We start from the raw sequence: 23,451 nt of genomic DNA on the forward strand, positions 1-23,451 counted from the left end.
ATGTCGGACGCCGACGACGCGATCGCTGAGACCTGGCAGTCGGTGCTCGAGATCCTCTCCGTCGACGAGCGGATCACGCCACCGCTCCGCGGATTCCTCAACCTCATCGTGCCGAAGGGCATCATGGGCGGCACCTTCTATCTCGAGGTGCCCAACGAGTTCACGATGGGCATGCTGAACCAGCGCATGCGAGCCCCGATCGTCGCAGCTCTCGCGACGATCGTCGACGGCGGTCCGGTCGGCAACTACGCGATCGTGGTGAACCCCGACATCGTCGAGGAACGCTACGAGCAGACCGGCTTCCAGCACATCGACCCCTCGCCGCTCGAGTCCCCGCAGCCGCAACTCACGCCGACGCCCACACTGCCGGCCAGGGAGAACGACACCAGGCTCAATCCGAAGTACAGCTTCGACAACTTCGTCATCGGTCAGTCCAACCGGTTCGCCCACGCTGCGGCGGTGGCGGTCGCTGAAGCACCGGCGAAGGCCTACAACCCGCTCTTCGTCTACGGCGATTCCGGTCTCGGCAAGACACACCTCCTGCACGCCATCGGCCACTACGCGATGAACCTCTACGCAGGTATCCGCGTCCGGTACGTGTCGAGCGAGGAGTTCACGAACGACTTCATCAACTCGATCGCCAACAACCGCGGCTCGTTCTTCCAGTCCCGGTACCGCGACATCGACATCCTCCTCATCGACGACATCCAGTTCCTCCAGGGCAAGGCGGAGACGCAGGAGGCGTTCTTCCACACCTTCAACACCCTCCACGACCACAACAAACAGGTGGTCATCACGAGCGACCTGCCTCCGAAGGCGCTCACCGGCTTCGAGGAGCGCATGCGCTCGCGCTTCGAGTGGGGCCTCATCACCGATGTCCAGGCGCCCGACCTCGAGACCCGAATCGCGATCCTCCGCAAGAAGGCGCAGAACGAGAAGCTGCACATCCCGGACGAGGTGCTCGAGTTCATCGCCACGAAGGTGTCGAGCAACATCCGTGAGCTCGAAGGCACGCTCATCCGGGTGGTCGCGTTCGCGAGCCTCAACCGCACCGCAGTGGACATGACGCTCGCTCAGACGGTCTTGAAGGACGTCATCAGCTTGGATGACGACAACGTCATCTCACCGATCGACATCATCAACACGACCGCCGACTACTTCAAGCTCTCCGTCGACGACCTGTACGGCTCCAGCCGCTCGCAGGCCGTCGCCACGGCGCGTCAGATCGCGATGTACCTCTGCCGTGAGCTGACGAACCTCTCCCTGCCCAAGATCGGCCAGCTGTTCGGCAACCGCGACCACACGACGGTCATGTACGCCAATCGGAAGATCACCGACCTCATGCAGGAGAAGCGCTCGATCTACAACCAGGTCACGGAACTCACGAGCCGCATCAAGCAGAACCTCCGCTACGGCTCCTGAGCGGTCCTGATGAACGTTTTCGCCCCTTCGACGCGCCCGGTGCGCCCGAGGGGGCGATTTCGTTCATCAGGCGCCGATGAGCGCTCATCCCGCGCCACGACTGGCATCGGGAGTTTCCACAAGGAAGCGCTCAAGGCCTGTGGATAACTTGTGGACAGATGTGGAACCATCGGGCTGGGTTGTGAGTGAACACACTTAACCGCGACGTCGACCCCACACCCCCGCTCACCACTCTCCACAGGGCACCACCAAGTTACACACATGTAGTTCCCAGTGCTGGAGCGGGATCGGCCGAGTTATCCACAGTTTCCACACCGGTTAAGACTGTTAACCGTTAATTCAATGATCTCTCCGCCAAACAACCTTTCCCCAGGCTCGCTTCTCCACAGGGCCTCGCCCAACCGACCTTGGGAACGACCCACTAGCATTGGTGACGTCATCGAGAACCAGAGACAGGGGACTTGTCGTGCGATTCAGCGTCAACCGGGATGTATTCAGCGAAGCCGTCTCATTCGCAGTGAAGCTGCTGCCGCAGCGCCCGACGCTGCCGATCCTGAACGGCATCCTGATCGAAGCCGGCGACGACGGCCTCATGCTCTCGTCGTTCGATTACGAGGTCTCCAGCCAGACCGGCATCGCCGCTGAGGTCGAAGAGCCGGGCACGGCTCTCGTCAACGGCCGACTCCTGTCCGAGATCGCGAGCCGACTTCCGAACGCTCCCGTCCGGTTCAGCAAGGTCGAGAACCGTATCGAGGTCACCTGTGGCTCCGCACGCTTCACCCTCGGATCGATGCCCGTCGAGGAGTACCCGACGATCCCGCAGGTCGACGCCGACTTCGGCCTCGTCCCTGCTGAAGAGTTCGCAACTGCCGTCAGCCAGGTGGCCGTGGCCGCCAGTCGCGACGACGTCACCCCGGTCATCACCGGCGTGCAGCTCGAGGTCTCCAAGACGAGCCTCAGCCTCGTCGCCACCGACCGCTACCGCGTCGCGGTCCGGGAGATCGACTGGGACTCCGGCCAGGGAGACGGTTCGAGCGAGACCATCACGGCGCTCGTCCCCGCACGTACCCTGCAGGAGGTCGGCAAGACCTTCGGCCACAGCGGGAACATCAACGTCGCGATCACCAACCGAGACGACCGTGAGCTCATCGCATTCCGGGCCGACCGCAAGACGGTCACTTCGCTGCTGATCAAGGGCAACTTCCCGCCCGTGAAGCGACTGTTCCCCGAGACGACCGACAACTACGCGATCATCAACACCGCAGAACTCATCGAGGCGACACGACGCATGTCGCTCGTCCTCGAACGCGAAGCGGCCCTCCGCTTCACCTTCACCATCGACGGGCTCACGCTCGAGGCCGTCGGATCCGAGCAGGCGCAGGCATCCGAGGGCATCGACGCCCTCCTGACCGGCGACGACATCGTGCTCTCACTGAAGCCGCAGTTCCTGATCGACGGTCTGACCGCGGTCCGGAGCGAGTACGTGCGCTTCTCGTTCACCAAGACGGAGAACACGAACAAGCCGGGACCCATGCTCATCACGAGCCAATCCTCCAAGGATCAGCCGGGTGCCGACAGCTATAAGTACCTGCTGCAGCCCAACCTGCTGCTGCGCTGACACGCAAAGGATTCTCCATGCACATCGGTCTCGTCGGTCTCGGCAAGATGGGCAACAACATGCGCACGCGTCTGCGTGCGAACGGCATCGAGGTCACCGGTTTCGACCGGAACCCCGACGTCACGGACGTCGCGACGATCAGTGACCTCGTCGCTGCTCTTCCGGCACCCCGCACGGTCTGGGTCATGGTTCCCGCGGGAGCCATCACCGACTCGGTGGTCGAGGAGCTGAACGGCCTGCTCGACGCCGGCGACCTGGTCATCGACGGCGGCAACAGCCGTTTCACCGAGGACTTCAAACACGCTGAACTGCTCTCCGCGAAGGGCATCGACTACATCGACGCCGGCGTTTCGGGCGGCATCTGGGGTGTCGACAACGGCTACGGTCTCATGGTCGGCGGTTCCGCTGCCCAGGTCGAGCGCATCATGCCGGTCTTCGACGCGCTGCGTCCCGAGGGCCCTCGGGATGAGGGATTCGTCCACGTGGGCGAGGTCGGCGCCGGCCACTACGCGAAGATGGTCCACAACGGCATCGAGTACGCGCTCATGCAGGCCTATGCCGAGGGCTTCGAACTCCTCGACAAGCGTGAGGACATCATCAAGGACGTTCCCGGGACGTTCAAGGCCTGGCAGCGCGGCACCGTCGTGCGCTCCTGGTTGCTCGAGCTGCTCGTGCTCGCACTCGAGGAAGATCCCGACCTCGACAAGATCGAGGGCTACGTCGACGACTCCGGCGAAGGCCGCTGGACCATCGAGGAGGCCATCGCGAACGCGGTTCCCGTCCCCACGATCTCCGCATCGATCTTCGCGCGCTTCGTCTCTCGCCAGGAGGACTCTCCGGCAATGAAGGCCGTCGCTGCTCTGCGCAACCAGTTCGGTGGCCACGCGGTCAAGAAGGCCGACTGACGACGCCTCCTGACGAACGAAATCGACCCTCCACGAGCCGCGGCTTCGTCGGAGGGTCGATTTCGTTCACCCTGCGGCGTCGAGATCCGCTCCTGGACTGATCGGATCAGGCATTCGGACGTCACAGCGACGGGGTAGGGTGACGTGGTGATCGTGCGGCATCTGAATCTCACCGACTACCGCAACTACGCGGTGGTCGATGTCGCGCTCGAACCCGGCCCGAACCTCTTCGTCGGCCGCAACGGTCAGGGCAAGACGAACCTCGTCGAGGCGATCGGCTACCTGAGCAGCCTCAGCTCGCACCGGGTCTCCTCCGAGCAGGCCCTCATCCGTCACGGCGCCGACGCCGCGATCATCCGGGCTCGCATCGAGCACGATGAACGTGAGCTCCTGGCCGAGGTACAACTCAACCGAGGATCCGCCAATCGAGCGCAGGTGAACCGCTCGCAGATCAAGCCGCGTGAGCTCCCGCGCTACGTCTCGACGGTCCTCTTCGCGCCGGAAGACCTCTTGATCGTTCGTGGAGACCCGTCAGCTCGCCGACGCTTCGTCGATCAGCTCCTCGTCCAGCGGATCCCACGCTTGGCGAGCGTCATGGCCGACTACGACCGGTCGCTCAAGCAGAGGAACTCCCTGCTGAAATCCGCTCGTGCCCGGGGACTGAAGTCCGGGCCGCTCGCAACGCTCGACCTCTGGGACGACCGGCTCGTGCAGTACGGCACGGAGATCATCGCTGAGCGGCTCAAGCTGATCGCGAACCTCGGTGTACCGCTTCGAGAGGCGTATCGCGCAGTAGCCGACGACGATCACCGACCGGTGCTGCTGCCGGTGCTGAGCATCTCGGGCACCGATGCAGAGGACGACACGGAGGAGACAGGGCCGGCCGAGGGTCTGGAACCGGGAGCGCCGGTGGATCTCTCGCGCATCGAGGAACGGTTCCGCGCTGCGCTCGCCGACAAGCGTGCCGGTGAGTTGGAACGCGGTCTCACGTTGGTCGGGCCGCACCGGGACGACGTGTTCTTCGGCCTCAACGGTCTGCCGGTGAAGGGATACGCCAGCCACGGCGAGTCCTGGTCGTTCGCACTCGCGGCGAAGCTGGCCTCCGCGGAACTCCTGCGAGCCGACTCCTCGCTCGGCGACCCGGTTCTCATCCTGGACGATGTCTTCGCTGAACTCGACTCGCGTCGCCGCGAGCGGTTGGCTGCTGCGGTCGCCGGGTACGACCAGGTGATCATCACCGCTGCCGTCTTCGACGACGTACCGGAGCGTTTCACGGCGCACGTGGTGCGGATCGAGGCGGGACGGATCGTGGACGAGCCGGCCGATCATCTCGTCGTCGCGGAGTCGATCAATGACTGAACCACGACGCCTCGGCCGTGACGCGGATCCTGCTGGTGAGCTCTCCGCGTCCGTGTATCTCCGGTTCAAGGAGATCTTCGGCGGCGAGCGGGTCTCCCGGGACCGGAAGCGGCGCGACCGAGCAGCCTCGGGTCCACAGGATTCCGTGCCGTACGGTGTCGGCCGCGACCCGAAGGGTCTCGGCTCGGTGATCGACTCGCTGACCGCGGGTCTCGGCTGGAACTCTCCGCTGGCGCAGCACGAGCTCCTCGGCAACTGGGCGGAGCTCTGCGGGGAGGACACTGCGAGGTACTCCGAACCGGTGTCGATCGCGGACGGCGTGTTGCTCGTGCAGTGCCAGTCGACGGCATGGGCGACGCAGCTCCGACACATGCGCCACGAGATCCTCGTCCGCATCGCCGAGCTGTACCCGGACGCCGGCGTCGACACGATCCGTTTTCAGGGCCCTGGAGCACCCTCCTGGAAAAGAGGTCCCAGGTCGATTCCAGGGCGTGGTCCACGCGATACTTACGGCTAGGGAGGCAAATACGCCCTCCGGGCGCGAAAAGGTGGCTCAAACGGGCGTTTTCACGCGGCTTCCTCGCGTCTGTTTGGTAGGATGGAACGGTCGAATCTCGACGGTTTGGAGCTCTCTTTTCTATGACATCAGAACCGAATACGCACGCCGAAGACTCTGATTACGGCGCAAGTGCCATCCAGGTTCTCGAAGGTCTCGAAGCCGTCCGGAAACGGCCCGGTATGTACATCGGGTCCACCGGTCCTCGTGGTCTGCACCACTTGGTCTACGAGATCGTCGACAACTCTGTCGATGAGGCCCTTGCCGGCTACTGCGACAAGATCCTCGTGACCATCCTCGAGGACGGCGGCGTCCGCGTCATCGACAACGGTCGAGGCATCCCGGTCGACATCCACCCGGTCGAGAAGAAGTCGACCGTCGAGGTCGTCCTCACCATCCTGCACGCGGGTGGAAAGTTCGGTGGCAGCGGCTACGCGGTGTCCGGTGGCCTGCACGGCGTCGGCTCGTCCGTCGTCAACGCGCTCTCCACACGCCTCGACGTCGAGGTCCGCCGACAGGGTTCCGTGTGGCGCCAGAGTTTCCAGCACGGTGTGCCGGACGCCCCCCTGCATGAGGACGAGCCCTCGAACGAGACCGGAACCACGATCACGTTCTGGCCGAGCGCCGACACCTTCGAGACGACCGAGTTCGACTACGAGACGCTTCGTACGCGTTTCCAGCAGATGGCCTTCCTGAACAAGGGCCTCCGCATCGAGCTCGCCGACGAACGGCCGCTCCGCGATGCCATCGAAGCGGAAGACATCGACGACAACTCGGCCGCGCACTCGCAGCGCAAGGATGTCTTCCTCTACGAGCGCGGCCTGACCGACTACGTCGAGTACCTCAACAAGGCCAAGCGCGCTGAGCTCGTCCACGACGAGATCATCTCCTTCGAGTCGGAGAACACCGAGCGCAAGATCGCGCTCGAGGTCGCGATGCAGTGGACGACCGCCTACAACGAGAGCGTCCACACCTACGCGAACACGATCAACACCCACGAGGGCGGGACCCACGAGGAAGGCTTCCGCGCCGCGCTCACCGGTCTCGTGAACCGGTACGCCCGCGAGAAGGGCATCCTCAAGGAGAAGGACGACAACCTCTCCGGAGACGACGTCCGCGAAGGACTCACCGCCGTCATCTCCGTGAAGCTCTCCGAGCCCCAGTTCGAAGGCCAGACGAAGACCAAGCTCGGCAACACCGAGGCGAAGGCGTTCGTCCAGAAGGTCGTGAGCGAGCAGCTGAACGACTGGTTCGATCGCAATCCGCTGCAGGCCAAGGAGATCATCCGTAAGGCGCTCCAGGCGGCCACCGCTCGTCTCGCTGCCCGCAAGGCGCGTGAGACCGCTCGCCGTAAGGGGCTCCTCGAGGGCGGCGGCATGCCGGGCAAGCTCAAGGACTGCCAGTCGAAGGACCCATCGCTGTCCGAGATCTTCATCGTCGAGGGCGACTCGGCAGGCGGTTCCGCCGTCCAGGGGCGCAACCCCGAGACCCAGGCGATCCTCCCGCTGCGTGGCAAGATCCTCAACGTCGAGAAGGCGCGGCTCGACCGCGCCCTCGCCAACAACGAGGTCCAGGCGATGATCACGGCATTCGGTGCCGGCATCGGCGAGGACTTCAACCCCGACAAGGTTCGCTACCACAAGATCGTCCTCATGGCCGATGCCGACGTCGACGGTCAGCACATCACCACGCTGCTGCTCACGCTGCTCTTCCGCTACATGCGTCCCTTGGTCGACCTCGGCTACGTGTACCTCGCGCAGCCGCCGCTGTACCGCCTCAAGTGGTCGAACGCCGAGCACCAGTACGTGTACAGCGACCGCGAACGCGACGCGCTCCTCACTGACGGCGTCGCCTCCGGCAAGCGCATCCCCAAGGAGAACGGCATCCAGCGCTACAAGGGTCTCGGCGAGATGAACTACAAGGAGCTGTGGGAGACCACGATGGACCCGCAGACGCGGACGCTCCTCCAGGTCACGCTCGACGACGCAGCAGCTGCTGACGAGATCTTCTCCACGCTGATGGGCGAAGACGTCGAGTCGCGCAGGACCTTCATCCAGAAGAACGCGAAAGACGTCCGCTTCCTCGACATCTAACCCCTTGGACAGGCTCAGCGACCGGCCATTCACCAACCGGTCACTGAGCTTGTCGAAGTGATCCACCTCGCACGAAACAGGCCCTTCGACAGGCTCAGGGACCAGGAGAAGTAGACACATGGCAGACGACACCACCGACGAGAGCACGGCTCCCGAAGACCACGGCGTGCACGGACGCATCGACCAGGTCGACCTCCAGCTCGAGATGCAGCGCAGCTACCTCGACTACGCGATGAGCGTCATCGTGGGCCGGGCGCTGCCCGATGTCCGCGACGGCCTGAAGCCCGTGCACCGTCGCGTGATCTACGCGATGTACGACGGCGGTTACCGTCCCGATCGTTCCTTCTCGAAGTGTGCCCGCGTCGTCGGCGACGTCATGGGTCAGTTCCACCCGCACGGTGACTCGGCCATCTACGACGCCCTCGTGCGTCTCGTCCAGCCGTGGAGCCTCCGCTACCCGCTCGCGCTCGGACAGGGCAACTTCGGTTCGCCCGGTAACGACGGCGCTGCAGCTCCCCGATACACCGAGACGAAGATGGCTCCGTTGGCCATGGAGATGGTCCGGGACATCGACGAGGAGACCGTCGACTTCCAGCCCAACTACGACGGTGAGTCGCAGGAGCCCGTCGTCCTGCCGGCACGCTTCCCGAACCTGCTCGTGAACGGGTCCGTCGGCATCGCCGTCGGTATGGCCACGAACATCCCACCGCACAACCTCCGCGAGGTCGCGGACGGTGCACTGTGGCACCTGGCGAACCCCGACGCGAACCGCGAGGAGCTCCTCGCGGCCCTCATGCAGCGGATCAAGGGTCCCGACTTCCCGACCGGCGCGCAGATCCTCGGCGTCAAGGGCATCCAGGACGCCTACCTCACCGGCCGCGGTTCGATCACGATGCGGGCCGTCGTCAACGTCGAGGAGATCCAGGGTCGCACCTGCCTCGTCGTCACCGAACTCCCCTACCAGGTGAACCCCGACAACCTCGCGCTGAAGATCGCCGACCTCGTCAAGGAGGGCCGCCTCGGTGGTGTCGCCGACATCCGCGACGAGACCTCCGGCCGGACCGGCCAGCGCCTCGTCATCGTGCTGAAGCGCGACGCGGTCGCGAAGGTCGTCCTGAACAACCTCTACAAGCACACGCCCCTGCAGGACAACTTCGGTGCGAACATGCTCGCGATCGTCGACGGAGTGCCCCGCACCCTCCCGCTCGACGGCTTCATCACGCACTGGGTCACCCACCAGATCGAGGTCATCGTGCGGCGCACGGTGTTCCGCCTCCGCAAGAAGGAGGAGCGCGCTCACATCCTGCGCGGCTACCTCAAGGCGCTCGACGCGCTCGACGAGGTCATCGCCCTCATCCGTCGCTCGCCGTCAGCCGAAGAGGCCCGCGGTGGCCTCATGGAACTCCTCGAGATCGACGAGCTCCAGGCCAGCGCCATCCTCGACATGCAGCTGCGTCGTCTCGCCGCCCTCGAGCGTCAGAAGATCATCGATGAGGCCGCCGAGATCGAAGCACAGATCGCCGACCTCAAGGACATCCTTGCGAAGCCGGTGCGTCAGCGCGAGATCGTCAGCGAAGAGCTCACCGCGATCGTCGACAAGTTCGGCGATGACCGCCGCACCGAGATCATGTTCGGCTTCGACGGCGACATGAACATGGAAGACCTCATCCCCGAAGAGGAGATGGTCATCACCGTCACCCGCGGCGGCTACATCAAGCGCACCCGGAGCGACAACTACCGCCAGCAGCACCGCGGTGGCAAGGGCGTCAAGGGTGCCCAGCTGCGCGCCGACGACGTGATCGACCACTTCTTCGTCACGACCACGCACCACTGGCTGCTGTTCTTCACCAACAAGGGCCGGGTCTACCGAGCGAAGGCCTACGAGCTGCAGGAAGCCGGCCGCGACGCGAAGGGCCAGCACGTCGCGAACCTGCTCGCCATGCAGCCGGACGAGGAGATCGCCGAGATCCTCGACATCCGCGACTACGAGGCAGCGACCTACCTCGTCCTCGCGACCCACGACGGGCTCGTCAAGAAGACTGCACTGTCGGAGTACGACACGAACCGTTCCGGCGGCATCATCGCGATCAACCTGCGCGAAGGCGACGAGCTCGCCTCCGCACTCCTGGTGGAGAACGACAGCGATGTGCTGCTCGTCTCACGCAAGGGCATGTCGATCCGGTTCACCGCGACCGACGAGGCGCTGCGACCGATGGGTCGCTCGACGAGCGGTGTCCGAGGCATGCAGTTCCGTGGCGAGGACAAGCTCCTCTCGGCCTCCGTGCTCCCCACCGTCGAGGGTGAGGAGAGCGACGCGTTCGTCTTCGTCGTCACCGAGGGCGGGTACGCCAAGCGCACGAGTGTCGACCAGTATCGCGGGCAGAACCGCGGCGGTCTGGGCATCAAGGTGGCCAAGTTGAACGACGATCGAGGCACGCTCGCAGGCGCCCTGATCGTCGACGAGGGCGACGAGGTCCTTGTGGTTCTTGCCAGTGGCAAGGTGGTAAGGTCTGCCGTGGCCGAAGTTCCAGCGAAGGGGCGCGACACGATGGGCGTCGTCTTCGCACGTTTCGCGGAGAGTGACCGAATCATCGCGCTGGCCAAGAACAGTGACCGAAACCTTGAGACCCAGGATGTTCCGGAGGCCGTTGCAGACGCAGTGGCGCCGGAGGGTTCAACACCCGAGACATCCGTGCCGGAGGAATCCCCGGCGATGAAGGAAGAAGTAGATGAGCAGTAGCGTCGCAGAGAAGTTGGCCAAGAAGTCGACCAAACGCACCAGCACCAAGCAGGTGCGCCTCAAGCTGGTGTACATCGACTTCTGGTCGGCGGTGAAGCTGTCGTTCCTCGCGGCGATCGCCGTCGCCGTGGTCATCGTGGTGTTCTTCTTCCTCGTGTACACGGTGCTGAACACCACCGGTGTCTTCACGAAGGTGGGCGGCCTCTTCACAGACATCGCGGGGCCCGGCAACAACATCCTGCAGTACGTGAACCTGCCGCAGGTCATGGCGTTCGCGGGCATCGTCGCCCTGCTGAACCTCATCGTGATCACGCTGATGGGAGCCCTGCTCGCGGGTCTCTACAACCTCAGCGTGAAGATCACCGGTGGCCTGCTCGTCGGGTTCACCAACAACTGATCCATCCCTTCACCCCAGCGCATCTCGATCCTGTGCTTGTCGATTATGAGATGCGCTGGGAATCGGGTAGTCTCATCAAGGTTCAAAACGGGGCTATAGCTCAGGCGGTTAGAGCGCTTCGCTGATAACGAAGAGGTCCCAGGTTCAAGTCCTGGTAGCCCCACACCGACGTCAGAACCACAGCACGTCAGAAGTACTGCACGACCAGCAACACTGCAACACCACCGATGGATCAGGGTCTCGTATCCGGATCTGTTCGGGGCCTTAGCTCAGTTGGTAGAGCGCCTGCTTTGCAAGCAGGATGTCGGGAGTTCGATTCTCCCAGGCTCCACAGTTCAGAAGCAGCCCCCGGCCAACGCCGGGGGCTGCTTTGTTTGCGGCAGACGCCGGAGAGATCAGCGTGAAATCAACCCTTTTCGGTCGCGGGAGCGCTACGAGTTCAATTCAGGTCCGTCAGATGGCGCAAGCCGGACCGGTAGTGAAGTGGCGATCATCGGTAGTGATCTGTATTGGGTCCGGTGCGCCCCGTGTGTCTGCCCTGCGCCCGTAAACACGGCGATCTTGTGCGGCGGCATGGCGGTGTGCGCCCGGTGCGCCTCAGTCTTGAATGGCTCCGCGCGAGTGGATTCACGGGTGCCCAGCGTCGTTCAGGTGCGGTGCTGATCATGGCAGCCTCGGACCTCTGAAGTGCACAGCTGTGGAGAGCACTGTTAATGAGTAGCAACACAATCGTGCTTTGGCGATCGGTATTCAGACGCTCGCAGCGCCGTCAGCGCATACGCTTGGCGGTAGACGTCGCGTTGGGGGTGCGAGTGAGTGTTGACGCGTTCGAGCCAGGACGAGTGTTCTCCGGTACGTTACGGACCTACGAGGGTGGTTCCCAGCACGCGTACCCGGCGACCTTACGGTTCGACTCCGATGGCCCGGTTCAGTTCGAAGTGAGCACGGAAGCCGGCCGCGGACTATTCGGGGAGGACTCAGCGCACGAGTCGCTGTGGTTCCGTGGTGACCAATTTCTTCCGGACCAGTGTTTGTTCCAATCCCTGGATGGGCAATTCACGCTGGCGAAAATCCGTAGCGTGAGACGCTCGCGGAACGGATTTGTGTCCTCCGCTCAGTTCGTTGCGGACGAGGTGGTTCTCAGGGGCACGCAAACGTCAATACACGTGCCCACGGGTTTTGACGAGTTGAGCAGCGTTGTCTCCGGTCTCGGGGAATGGTGGAACCAGCGAAGTCTCCTGCTCACATCTCACCACTTCGACAACGGTCTCGTCGAGCGCGTCGACATCACGACAGACGAGAGCATCCAGCCACTTCAGTGGACGCAGAATGGCGCAACGATGCGAATCGAGAAGGGATGGCGGACCGACGCTCCGGAAGACCGAAGCGCATGGTCGCTCATCGAACTTACGCATCTCGTGAGCCGATTCCCTGAGCCGAGCTCGGCGGACAGGCACTTGGACGAGCATTGGAAGGTTCGAAGTCTCGTTGCATTGATGTTCGGGGCACCGTCCAGATACCGAGAGCACTCGATCGTGAGCTCGAGCTTCTCCGAACGGCTTCCGCGCTCGAACGACACGGTCGAGTACTTCACGCCCAAGCGGCCATTCGTGACGAGACGGACGGTCCGCGACTTCGAGTTGCCGAGCGGACCATTTTCCCGGAGCGGTGCGATCCTTTGGCTCAGGGACATCGGCGAGTTGGGGCTACAAGCGTGGGCCGACTCGTGGGACGAGGCGTGGGAGCGACTGATCGCGCCGACTGTGGCGGTGTTATCCCGACCTGAGCCGTTCGTCGACGACGTCATTCTCGCCACCGGTATCTTCATCGACGCATGGGGGAAGCGGCAGTCGAAGGTGGATGGAGAACGCGAGACATACTCGATGTTAGCGCCGAGCTAGAACGGACCCCTTTGCGCCGGTCTGGGGTGGACCCCTCTTCGTTGGTTGAGCTTAGTTCTTCTCTGTCTGCTTGATGAGGTCGCGGCGGCCGTGGGTGCGGTAGGAGTCGCCGGAGAGGGTAAGGACTTCGGAGTGGTGGACGAGGCGGTCGATCATCGCTGCCGCGACGACGTCGTCGCCGAACGTCTCACCCCAGCGGCTGAACGGGAGGTTCGAGGTGACCATGATCGAGCCTTGCTCGTAGCGAGATGCGACGAGTTGGAAGAACAGGTTCGCGGCGTCCTGGTCGAAGGGGATGTAGCCAATTTCGTCGATGATGATGAGTTTGTAGCGGCGGATCTTCTTCAGCTCGGCCTCGAGCTGCCCCTGGTGGTGGGCGGCCGCGAGTCTCGCGATCCAGTTGTTCGCGGTGTCGAAGAGGACGGAGTATCCGGCGTGGGTGGCTTTGACGCCGAGCCCGATCGCGAGGTGCGTCTTCCCGATCCCGGGCGGGCCGAGCAGGATCACGTTCTCTGCTTTCGCGACGAACGTCGACGTCGCGAGGTGCGCGAGGACGTCTTTACGCAGAGACGGGAGGTGATCGAGATTGAAGTCCTCGAGGGTCTTGACTGCGGGGAAGTGCGCGGTCCGGATCCGCATCGTCGTCCCGGCGGATTCACGGTCCGCGAGCTGGCGTTCAAGGACGGCTGCGAGATATTCCTCATGCGCCCAGTTCTCGACCCTGGCGCGGTCCGCGAGGTCTTCCCAGACCCGCCCGATCGTCGGGGTCTTGAGAGCTCTGGCGAGATAGGCGATCTTGGATGCAACCTGCTCGGTGGTCTTCGGAATAGGAGCGTCGATCGTGCTGCTCTTGGAGGTCATCGTGCTTCTTTCTCGTATTCGGTTTTGGTGGTGAAATCGACGCCGAATAAGGCGTCGTAGTCGGACAGCGCCCGAAGTTGGACCCGATGCCCGTCCGGGTGCTCACGAACCCCGGAGGGCTTGGGCCGTTGGTAGTGGGCGCGTAGCTTCGCCGCCGCGGTGACGTGCCCGGGATCGGTGATCGTCATCCCGTTGCGCAACGACCGGGCATGCCGTCCCGCGGCCTGTCCGGCGCAGGAGATCGTGACGTCATCAAGCGTCGCGCGAACATCGACGAATCGGCCGATGAACCGAGGATCGACGGAATAGTCGTTCCCATCGAGACGGACGTAATAATCCCGGGCCAGTCTGATCCGATGCGTGAGACCAGTGACAGGGGGCTTCGCCGGAAGTGGGAGCATCGCCGCCCGGTCAGGGACAGCGAGCTCGACGGGACGGGCAGCGATCGCACGGACCTTCCGCTGATTCGCTCTGGTCTCCAACCAGGTCGTCATCTGGGCGTTGAAGTCATCTCGGTCTTGGAAAATCCGGCCGGGCAGGAACGAGGTCTCCAGAAAGCGGTTCGCGCGCTCGACGATGCCCTTCGTCTCCGGGTCTCGTGGCGGGGCCAAACGCAGCCTGGTCGCCAGCGTCCCCACGAACGTCGCCGCGAGGACGGTGGGCTTGCCCAACCCGCCGATCGCAGCCTCTCGATCCCAGAGCAACGATTTCGGCACCCCGCCGAACCTCTGCAGCAGCGACCACATACCCGCAGTGAGATCACCGCCCTGCCGAGACGGCAGCATAATCGCCTCGATCCGCCTGGAGAAGCCGGACACCATCACCAACACCGGCAAGACACGATCCTGGCCCCCGCCGACGGGAACTCGCGCCTCAGGGAACCACAGATCACACTGGATCACCTCACCCGCCTGATACGAGAGCCGATCCGCGGGATCGATGCCTTGATACTCCGGCCGCAGCTCAGACACCCGCTCCCGAAACAACGACGGCGAGAACGTCCAACCGACACGCTCCGCGATCACCGTCGCCGGCATCTTCGGATACTCCATCAACAGCGCACGGATCTGCGGCACGAAGACATCGATCTTCGAACCCCGCGGACCCCGCGACCGATCCGGCGGATCCTCACCCCGCAACGCCCGACGGACCGTGTTCCGCCCGATCCCAAGATCCCTCGCGATCTGCTTGATCGGAACCTTCTCAGAACGATGCAACCGCCGAATCTCTGCCCACGTATCCACTGAAATCATCCTCCTAGCTTGAGCTAGGGGGTCCAATCCAACCTGGCGCTACAGGGTCCGTTCTACTTCGGCGTCAACACTCGACGCCTGGTCCCGGAAAGAAGCCAACACCGACCTTCGCCACGTACGCCTTCCGCGCGTTGGCCAAGAGCGGCGCCGCTTGGTCGAACGCCGCAACGTCGAACGCCGGCCTGGCGCGTGCCATCCGAGATGTCTATACCGCTGTGAAACACGCCGAGAACCAGCAGCCGGATGCGTTGGTCATGAGCCTGTTGAGTACTGTCTCGTTGCTAGTGGTGAGGCTTGTGGCTGCACATCGCATAGATAACTCAGGTGACTTGGTCGAGCAGTTCACATCCTCTTGGTCTTTCGAGAAAGAACTGAGTGGCTTCATCGAGCACGGCGTGATCATCGGAGATGACGGAACTTTCGGCCCGCGTCCGCTCTAGCATCCGTCTGGTGGTCTGGAAGGCGACTACTCATCCCGCTACGATCACGTCGTGGTTTGTGGACGCGCTCGGCAAAGACCTCGCGTCTGGGCGACGCGAACGGGATGCGGTCTCCGTCTAGTCCTGACCGACACTTGAGACACCGTTCGCGCACCGACCTCCCCGTCTGGCTTCCTAGCCGGGCGAAGAGGTCGTTCGCTGTCACCCTACGCATCCCATTGCTGATCAACCCACTCATCGCGGTACCGAAGCGGGCGTCGGTGCACCAGAATATCCAGCGGTGAGCCATCGGATGCCATCACCGTGTTGTCCAGCATCTCGTGGATTGCCACCTGGAGCTCGTCGTCGAACTCGCCGGCCATCGCTATGCGGGCAACCTCCCGACCGACACCCGCGAGTATGTCGGCGAGCTGGACACGAGCATCGGAGCGTGAGTCCACGAGAGAGATTCCGCAGAGATTTGGCCGAGGAAGTACGTAACCCCCAACCGAGAGCGGTATGCGGGACGCGTCCACGATGTATTCCCTCACCGTAGGCGTCAGTCCGCTGTACGTGTCGGCGAGGAACGTGAACGGCGCGTCACCGATGCGCATCGACCAGTTTCGCGCGACAGCGCTCATCGTCGGCATCAGAGGATCCAGCTCACGCAGCTCTACCTCGCTTCGACCTGCATACTCGTACGCGAACAGCCGTGACTCCCACAGCATCGAGAGGACCTCGCGAGTGTCCTCATCGGTGCAGTTGTCGAATGCATCCTTCAGGGCGTCGAAGAACGGTTGCACGGTCGGCGGGTTCGCACTCTCTCGTCGATGAGAGCGGACGAGCGAGTTGTAGCTGCCGAGGAGGGCGTCCCACCGATGTGTGCCGACTGCGGCAGATGCGCAACGATTCAGCTGCTCGGCTAGAACCCTGCCAAGGCCGGAGCGGCCGATATCGGTGCCCCACTGCTCAGCGTGCGGGCCGATGAGCGTCTCCACGAGTTTGCTCGTGAGGAAGTAGCCCTTGTCGACGAGCGCGACGTTCGCCGCGCCCAACAGCTGGTCGAGTGCTTCAAGGAGGACCGCTCGGTTTTTGGGGAGTAGAGCGGTCTTCGACTTCATCTCTGACGCCTGTGTGCGAGTTGCGGCACGCATCCAGTCGCGCAAGTCCGTGGCCGCGTCTTCGGGCAGGTTCACGCTCGCATGAACGAACACGGGGTGCTGGCTCGCGACCAGACTTTCGCCCTCCGACCCTGACTCGTCACAGCCGATGACTGAGACCTCCCTCTCGGCTGCCATCATGATTCCTCCGCAGTCTCGGCGTGACGTTGAGCCCCGCGGCACCTAACGTGCTTCATGGCCGACCGACACCGATGTAGGCGAGGTCGTCGGGTACGAGTAGGACGGTTCGGTGCGCTCACGGTTATCTCACCACAAGTTCGAGCACGCCTCGTGTCACTGCGGCTCACACGCCCCGCGGAATTGAGCAGAAGTGCGCTCGAATGAGCCTCAGTTGGATAACAGTCGGCAACTCCACCTTCCGAGGCCGACCGTGCCCAGGCAGTGACAGTAGTCGAGGAATAGTTCTGATAACTGAGGTTATCATGGGCAACTTGCGGGTCCGTTGAAGTCAGGAAGACTCTTCGCGTAAGAGACACAGCGGCCAGGGTTGTGGTGACCGGCCAAACAAAGAGTCGCCTGGCCAGATAAGTGGTCGCCACATTGCGTGGGCTGTGTGACGCTCACCGTTGACGGAAGAGAAGGGGAACGCTCGGACGCGAGCCCCCGGATCAGTCTTCGGGAAGCAAGTAGCCCTTTTCTCGCGCTGCCGTCACGAGTGGGGCGAGGTCTTCCGATGAAAGGGACGCTCTGAGGCTCTCAACCAGCTCATCCAGCAGGTATTGAAGCATCATGTTGTTGGATTCAGTGTTCGCGACCCGCTCCGCCAAGAACGCAACGAGCGCGGCTCCGTGTGCGTTGAGCGCTTCGATGGGGATGTTGATGCTGAGGCTGTCCGGGACCAATTTTGGAGCGCGACCGCGGAACGTTGCGATCCCCTCTGGGATGCGTGCTCCGAGAAGGGGAACGACGTCGGCCCACGCAGCCAGCTCCGCAACATCGGGATTCCGGGGGATTCCGTTTAAGCGATCTTCCAAATGACTCCGCAACCAGGTCACCCATGTGGTCTCTCCGTCATCGGCACCGGAAGCCAGCTCCTGGGCGACGTTTTCCGCGAAGCGGCGCGCGTGCACGCCGCCTTGAGCGGTGACGCTGGTGATACGCAACTGTCTGCGCTCTTCCGCTGAAATACCTGCGGATACGGCGATGGACGCGGCCAGTGATAGGAATTGCTGGATCAGGGCGTCATCGTCAAGGTCGGACAGTCGGTCCCACATGCTCAACAGGGCGGCAAACATCCCGTTCTGCAGCATCCGGTCGTTGATGCGCGCCCCGTAGAGATAGGCCTTCCAGACTCCGACCATGGCGGATGAGTCGGTGAACAGTGGGATCACGCTGTCGGTCGTGAATGCTTCGTCACCGGCGAATAGGAAGAAAAGCCCGCGCGCGATGGCGGGAGCGGTCGCTGCCGCCAGGTTCGAAAGTGCGAGTAGTTTCCGCAGTGCCGCAGCTTCGTCGCCGTTCAGCCCGCGCCAGTTGTCGCGGTCGCTGCGCCAGCGTCGGTCGATCTCTGTCAGCCAATACGTCGTGAGCTCGCCCGGCCAGGAGTTCAGAGCGAGCATCGGCCCGTCGTATCCGGCGGGAATCACGTTCTCGTTGTTTTCGTTCTTAGCGAGAAGTCGCTGTGCAAGGTCCCGCAAGCCGTCGGCGGAGGCGTGTGCGGATGCACCAGAGTCGACGATCTGGCGGATCTGGGCGAGCAAGAATTGTGCCACCGGCCGGGAAGAGCCGACGAGCAACACGTCTTGGGACAGCGCCTCAGTGATTCTGAGCCTCATCGCCTCATCCATGACAGCCTCGGCCGAGCCCGACACAATCGCGTTCCGAATCTGTTCCTGTTGCTCGTCGTCGCGAGTGTTCAGCGCTTCCAGAAGATCGAGACCGCATCCAGGGTCTTCGCGGGCCGCGCGGCCAAACAGATCGAGGGCATCCTGCCAGGTAGGTTCGTTGAAGTTCCGCTCGGAATAGTCGCGAGCTAGCACCGAACTCAAAGCCGCGTCGGCCCCGTCCGACGCGACCATCTCTACGAATTCGTCGGGCTCCATTGGAAGAATCCCCCCCCCCAGGTGCCGGTACTGACCGTGAAATCTTGGTCGGGCACTTCTCGTTCTGCGAAGTTGGGGTACCCAGCCCGGATCGCCGCGAGTTCGGCTGCCGCTTCAGCCCATCCTGGCGCCGCGCGAGTGATCCAGACCAGGGCGTTGAACTTGCTATAGGCGACATGTCGCTCCACCTCATCAATGTTTGCGGGGAACTGCGGTCCTCGCTGCACTGCCTCGAGAAGTGTTGCTCGCGCGGCCGGGCTTGCCTCAGCAACGGTATCCGCGAGTATCCGGAACACTTCGTGCTTCACTCCGCTCAAGAAGATGGTGTCCCGCTCCAGCAACCAGGCGATCTTGGCATCCGCGGAACGGCTAGTGTCTTCGGCAATGAGATGAAGTGCCAGTCGGCGGAACAGGACGCGGTCAAACAGCCACCATCGGTCTGGCAGATCGGGTGTGTCGCGGAGCAGACGTTCTCCGACGATGCGGAGGCCGTCAATCATGGAGTCGACATGGTGGATGCGGTGCCGCGGTTGGTCCTCGATTCGGCTTCTGCTGAAGCGAAAGCTGGCGTGTTCAGTTACGCCGTTGTACGCGGCGACAAGGTCGTAGGCGCTATGGAGAGCATCTTCGAAGAAGCTGAGGGTTTGGGGGTCTCCAGAATCCGCAGATGTCGCGTGCTCGGTCACGATCTTGTGCAGTTCCCGCGGCTGCACGGGCCATCCGAGGGCGGCGCTCGGCGGATAGTCGCTGTCGTTGTCTAGGACCCATCCCTGCTCCAACACGAGGTGGGGGCGCAGCACGGACCGGACGACTGCACGCGTGTTCGACATTCCATCACGCGCGAACCGGAGCACGACACCCGGATCGCCGGGGGCGGTATGTCCTTCGATCGAAGTCATCAAGAGAACTCGCCACCGTGAGCCACGGTCGGGATCGATGCGGACGAGCGCTTCCGTTGCGAGTGCGACGGAAACGAGCAGACCGTCGGAGAATCGTCGTCCGAGTCGCTGCACCGTGTGAAGGGCGAGATCGCTCGTCTCGGGGTTCTCAATGAAGGAGGCGTACCACTGTGCGAGGACCATGCTCGGAGACGAGGCAAGCCCCCCTTGGAAAAGGGCCTTGAACATCTCGGTACCCTCGAGCCATCGCAGCCAGCGATGCTCGGTCGTACTCGAGGCGAAGCGACGAGCCCCGTCCTCGGTCTCGATCTGTGAAATTAGATAGTCGCGCTCGGGTAGCGGGAGGGTCGTCGAGTCGCCGTTGATGATCTCCCGAACGCGAGTATCGTGCTCGAGCGCTCCCATTCTGGCACGCTGCGCCCATGTCGTCAGGGCGTCTTCGAGATTGCCGTGGTCATGTTCACCGCGGAGCGTATACGGGATGGCCGTGATCTCCAGATGATCCCACTTCGGATCGCGTCCGTCGTTGGTGAAGGCGTACCGGCGGGTGTTCGACGGGAGCCCGAGCGCGAGGTACCGCATGATGGTGTCCTCGTGGCTGTATCCGACGAATACCACCGTGCGCTTATCGAACATCGGCAACAGAAATCGCGTAGCCCACGCCTCCGTGATGTAGGCACGGCCGAAGTCGCGATCCGTGACAATAAGCTCATCTGGCGGGCGATGCACGGACCCATGCAAGTACACAAGCCCCGCGTAGTCGGAACCAATAGGCAGTGCGGGGCTGTGCCAGACATCGGCGGGGCTCACACCAACGGAGACGGCGGCACTTTCGAGGTGCAGGTCGAAGTTCGTGGTGACGATACGGAATTTACCGCTCGTCGCCGCGAGCTGCGCGATGGCAGTGTGGGTGGGATTGAACTCTGGAGTTCCACTCTGTATTTCGTCGCGTACGTGCCGTCGGGTGTCGAAACCCTCGGGAAGCGAGCCGAGGAAGAAGTCGAGCCCGCCCTCATTCGCGAACTCCACCCCTGCTTTCTCAGCCATCGCCTTCGCAAGGCCCTCGAACGAGGGCAGGTTCGACGGCGGTCCCATCGACGCTCCGGCGCCGACGAAGAAGACTAAGTCGCCAGCGGCATGCGCGTCAACAACCGGCTGCGGGATCTCAACATCCCCCGTGATCCACACCGAAAGCCCCCTCAAGATGCTGGCTCGCTCGACACTCTCCGCGAGGCGTCTGCGCTGCAATGAAGTCGGCCACTGCGGCGCAGAGCTCAATCGTAGCCATAGCCCGCGACGCCCCGACCATCCACCGCGGCTCACCGACGCAGAGAATGGTCGCCGGCAAAGCGGGACGTCGGTGGCCCTTCCATTGCGATCACAGGCCTCCGACTCAAACGTCAGGCGCGTCTGTCGACGACGCCCAAAAAGTAGCCCATTGCGACGCACAGATCGTGCCTGACAATGCGGACGTCAGTAGTGCCCCATAAGGTGGTGTAGCCTGCGGTGGCCGGCTCGGTCTTGGACGTGAGCGCGGTCACCGTGTGACTCCTTCGAGAAGTCTCTAACCTCCACTCGAAAGGCATCATCACGATGACCGCTCCACATATTGTCGACCCTGCACACCTTCTTGGCGAAGCCCTGACCGACGCGTCTCCCGATCTGATGCGGTCGCTGCTGCAAACCATGATCAACGCGCTCCTCTCTGCCGACGCTGACGCGGTGATCGGCGCCGAGTGGGGCCAACCCACCCCGGGTCGCACCGTCCAACGCAACGGCTACCGGCACCGCGACCTCGATACCCGCGCCGGGACCATCGATGTCGCGATCCCGAAGCTGCGCTCTGGCACCTACTTCCCGGAGTGGCTCCTCGAGCGCCGCAAACGCGCCGAGACCGCCCTGATCACCGTCGTCGCGGACTGCTACCTCGCCGGCGTCTCCACACGCCGCATGGACAAACTCGTGAAGACCCTCGGGATTCACTCGTTGTCGAAGTCGCAAGTGTCCCGGATGGCTGCGGACCTCGACGAGCACGTTGACCAATTCCGACACCGCCCGCTCGGTGATGCCGGCCCATTCACGTTCGTCGCCGCCGACGCTCTCACCATGAAAGTCCGCGAAGGCGGACGCGTCATCAACGCCGTTGTTCTCGTCGCGACCGGGGTCAACGCCGATGGGCGCCGCGAGGTCCTGGGCCTGCGGGTGGCCACGTCGGAGACCGGGGCGGCGTGGAACACGTTCTTCGCCGACCTCGTCGCCCGCGGTCTGACCGGGGTTCGTCTGGTCACTTCCGACGCGCACCGCGGTCTGGTCGAGGCGATCGCCGCGAACTTCCCCGGCGCGGCCTGGCAACGCTGCCGCACCCACTACGCCGCGAACCTGATGTCGGTGACCCCGAAGAGTCTCTGGCCCGCGGTCAAGGCTATGCTGCACTCCGTTTACGACCAGCCCGACGCCGACGCCGTCCACGCCCAGTTCGACCGGCTGTTGGACTACGTCGACGGGAAACTGCCCGCAGCTCACGAACACCTCGACGCTGCCCGCGCCGACATCCTCGCGTTCACCGGGTTCCCCGAGGGGCTCTGGCAGCAGATCTGGTCGAACAACCCGAACGAGCGCCTGAATCGTGAAATCCGTCGCCGCACCGACTCCGTCGGCATCTTCCCCAATCGCGACGCGATCACCCGGCTCGTCGGCGCCGTCCTTGCCGAACAGACCGATGAATGGGCCGAGGGACGCCGCTACCTCGGACTCGACATCCTCGCCAAGAGCCGCCTCACCATCGTCCCCGACACCGGAACCGAGGTGCCCGAACCAGAACTCGCCCTCAGCGCCTAACCCAACGAATCGAAGGACACACGGCTACACCACTCCACGGGGCTTGACCCATCGCTGTGGAGCTCGGACACCGGTCCGAGATCTACTGACGACGCGACGGGAGGAGCTCGTCATACTTGGCCACGTCTGGCAACGGGCGCTTGTCCGCGGGTAGCGTTGCGATCGACGCATCCAGCTCCCGGGGCGCGGCCGCATCCTCTGCGGCGCGCAGATACGCGTACACGGTCTCGCGGCTGATCCCGAACTCCCGGGCCAGCGCCGCCGTCGAAACCCCCGCAGCAGCCTTCTCCCGCAGCTCCCTGGCGCGTTCAATATTCTGCGCCGGCGCCCGCCCCCGATACACCTTCCCCTGCTTCGCCAGAGTGATGCCCTCACGTTGCCGTTCAAGAATCAGAGAGCGTTCGAATTCCGCGAACGCACCCATCACACTCAGAAGCAGGTTCGACATCGCACCGTCATCGCCCGTGAACGAGAGTTGTTCCTTCACGAACTCGACCCGCACCTGCTTGTCCGTGATCCGCCGCACCAACTGCCGGAGATCGTCGAGGTTCCGGGCGAGACGGTCCATCGAATGCACCAGGACGGTGTCACCATCACGAACGAAGTCGATCATGTCCTCGAGCTGAGGGCGCTCGTGATCCTTCCCCGACGCTTTGTCGGTGTAGACCTTGTCCAACGGGATGCCATCAAGCTGCCGAACCGTGTTCTGATCCAGCGTGCTCACCCGGACGTACCCGATACGTTTACCCGTCACCGAGATCAACCCGCCATTGTGTCAGGTTGAACTCTAAGACCGACGGGCAATGGTGTCAATCAATGCAGAAGTGGACCTTAGCTCGACAGAACTTTCAACGATGACCTGACGTCCAGTTGGGGTATACCCCAACCAGACGCGAGAGCAGCGGTTGGGTCGTCGTCACGTCAGCAGGTGAGAGCCGCGATCAGGTTGGCGCTGGCGGCAGCCACG

General features: G+C 63.3%; 18 protein-coding genes and 2 tRNA genes. 13 read left to right on the plus strand and 7 right to left on the minus strand.

All coding sequences use genetic code 11. The features are described from left to right. The 11 genes from dnaA to ABMA10_RS00055 all read left to right on the plus strand — a co-directional run bounded on the left by dnaA (window position 1) and on the right by ABMA10_RS00055 (window position 12,991). On the plus strand, window positions 1-1,422 hold the full coding sequence (gene dnaA, locus ABMA10_RS00005; RefSeq protein WP_347868879.1) for a chromosomal replication initiator protein DnaA: 1,422 nt from the start codon (window positions 1-3) through the stop codon (window positions 1,420-1,422). A 466-nt stretch (window positions 1,423-1,888) separates the two neighbouring features. Then, window positions 1,889-3,040, plus strand: coding sequence for a DNA polymerase III subunit beta (dnaN, locus tag ABMA10_RS00010; RefSeq protein WP_347868878.1), 1,152 nt, complete (start codon window positions 1,889-1,891; stop codon window positions 3,038-3,040). Between the two features lie 17 nt (window positions 3,041-3,057). Next, window positions 3,058-3,945, plus strand: coding sequence for a phosphogluconate dehydrogenase (NAD(+)-dependent, decarboxylating) (gene gnd, locus ABMA10_RS00015; RefSeq protein ID WP_431031012.1), 888 nt, complete (start codon window positions 3,058-3,060; stop codon window positions 3,943-3,945). A gap of 147 nt (window positions 3,946-4,092) precedes the next feature. Then, complete coding sequence (gene recF / locus ABMA10_RS00020) at window positions 4,093-5,304, plus strand: DNA replication/repair protein RecF (RefSeq protein WP_347868876.1); 1,212 nt, start codon at window positions 4,093-4,095, stop codon at window positions 5,302-5,304. Further along, window positions 5,297-5,821 (plus strand): DUF721 domain-containing protein, encoded by a 525-nt coding sequence (locus tag ABMA10_RS00025; RefSeq protein WP_347868875.1) that lies wholly within the window; start codon window positions 5,297-5,299, stop codon window positions 5,819-5,821. The genes recF and ABMA10_RS00025 overlap by 8 nt, the downstream gene beginning before the upstream one ends. Window positions 5,822-5,943: 122 nt before the next feature. After that, complete coding sequence (gyrB, locus tag ABMA10_RS00030; protein ID WP_347868874.1) at window positions 5,944-7,953, plus strand: DNA topoisomerase (ATP-hydrolyzing) subunit B; 2,010 nt, start codon at window positions 5,944-5,946, stop codon at window positions 7,951-7,953. A gap of 118 nt (window positions 7,954-8,071) precedes the next feature. Continuing rightward, entirely contained in the window at window positions 8,072-10,693 is a 2,622-nt protein-coding gene (gene gyrA / locus ABMA10_RS00035) for a DNA gyrase subunit A (RefSeq protein WP_347868873.1), read from the plus strand. Further along, the gene (locus tag ABMA10_RS00040; RefSeq protein WP_056010202.1) at window positions 10,683-11,090 is read left to right on the plus strand and encodes a DUF3566 domain-containing protein; all 408 of its coding nucleotides are present in this window, start codon (window positions 10,683-10,685) and stop codon (window positions 11,088-11,090) included. Before gyrA ends, ABMA10_RS00040 begins: the two co-directional genes overlap by 11 nt. An 89-nt stretch (window positions 11,091-11,179) precedes the next feature. Then, window positions 11,180-11,253: transfer RNA gene (locus tag ABMA10_RS00045), tRNA-Ile, on the plus strand. A 95-nt stretch (window positions 11,254-11,348) separates the two neighbouring features. Next, window positions 11,349-11,421: transfer RNA gene (locus tag ABMA10_RS00050), tRNA-Ala, on the plus strand. 772 nt (window positions 11,422-12,193) lie between these two features. Beyond that, a complete protein-coding gene (locus tag ABMA10_RS00055; protein WP_414693672.1) occupies window positions 12,194-12,991 on the plus strand; it encodes a hypothetical protein in 798 nt (265 codons plus the stop codon). 51 nt (window positions 12,992-13,042) lie between these two features. Here the strand turns inward: ABMA10_RS00055 and istB are convergent, their stop codons facing one another. Both istB and istA read right to left on the minus strand, forming a co-directional pair. Beyond that, on the minus strand, window positions 13,043-13,852 hold the full coding sequence (gene istB, locus ABMA10_RS00060) for an IS21-like element helper ATPase IstB (protein WP_347868871.1): 810 nt from the start codon (window positions 13,850-13,852) through the stop codon (window positions 13,043-13,045). Further along, window positions 13,849-15,105, minus strand: a complete 1,257-nt coding sequence (gene istA, locus ABMA10_RS00065) for an IS21 family transposase (RefSeq protein WP_347868913.1) — start codon at window positions 15,103-15,105, stop codon at window positions 13,849-13,851. Before istA ends, istB begins: the two co-directional genes overlap by 4 nt. A 131-nt stretch (window positions 15,106-15,236) precedes the next feature. On the opposite strand from istA, the gene ABMA10_RS00070 reads away from it, so the two are divergent. Next, on the plus strand, window positions 15,237-15,545 hold the full coding sequence (locus ABMA10_RS00070; RefSeq protein ID WP_431031013.1) for a hypothetical protein: 309 nt from the start codon (window positions 15,237-15,239) through the stop codon (window positions 15,543-15,545). 206 nt (window positions 15,546-15,751) lie between these two features. Here the strand turns inward: ABMA10_RS00070 and ABMA10_RS00075 are convergent, their stop codons facing one another. From ABMA10_RS00075 to ABMA10_RS00090, 4 genes are all read right to left on the minus strand, one after another. Next, window positions 15,752-16,825: a hypothetical protein gene (locus ABMA10_RS00075; RefSeq protein WP_347869927.1), complete on the minus strand. Its 1,074-nt coding sequence runs from the start codon at window positions 16,823-16,825 to the stop codon at window positions 15,752-15,754. Window positions 16,826-17,313: 488 nt separating this feature from the next. Continuing rightward, the gene (locus ABMA10_RS00080) at window positions 17,314-18,747 is read right to left on the minus strand and encodes a hypothetical protein (RefSeq protein WP_431031014.1); all 1,434 of its coding nucleotides are present in this window, start codon (window positions 18,745-18,747) and stop codon (window positions 17,314-17,316) included. Next, window positions 18,726-20,834 carry an SIR2 family protein gene (locus tag ABMA10_RS00085; protein ID WP_431031015.1) on the minus strand — a complete coding sequence of 703 codons (2,109 nt, stop codon included), beginning with the start codon at window positions 20,832-20,834 and terminating at the stop codon, window positions 18,726-18,728. The genes ABMA10_RS00080 and ABMA10_RS00085 overlap by 22 nt, the downstream gene beginning before the upstream one ends. 212 nt (window positions 20,835-21,046) lie before the next feature. After that, on the minus strand, window positions 21,047-21,187 hold the full coding sequence (locus tag ABMA10_RS00090) for a hypothetical protein (RefSeq protein WP_431031016.1): 141 nt from the start codon (window positions 21,185-21,187) through the stop codon (window positions 21,047-21,049). Window positions 21,188-21,239: 52 nt separating this feature from the next. Between ABMA10_RS00090 and ABMA10_RS00095 the strand changes: the two genes are divergently transcribed. Further along, entirely contained in the window at window positions 21,240-22,484 is a 1,245-nt protein-coding gene (locus tag ABMA10_RS00095) for an IS256 family transposase (protein ID WP_431030682.1), read from the plus strand. A gap of 82 nt (window positions 22,485-22,566) precedes the next feature. Here ABMA10_RS00095 and ABMA10_RS00100 read toward each other — a convergent pair whose 3' ends face one another. Next, window positions 22,567-23,238 (minus strand): recombinase family protein, encoded by a 672-nt coding sequence (locus tag ABMA10_RS00100; protein WP_431031538.1) that lies wholly within the window; start codon window positions 23,236-23,238, stop codon window positions 22,567-22,569. Window positions 23,239-23,451 lie beyond the last annotated feature (213 nt).

Source organism: Plantibacter sp. RU18, assembly GCF_050613355.1.
In the GTDB taxonomy this organism is placed as follows: domain Bacteria; phylum Actinomycetota; class Actinomycetes; order Actinomycetales; family Microbacteriaceae; genus Plantibacter.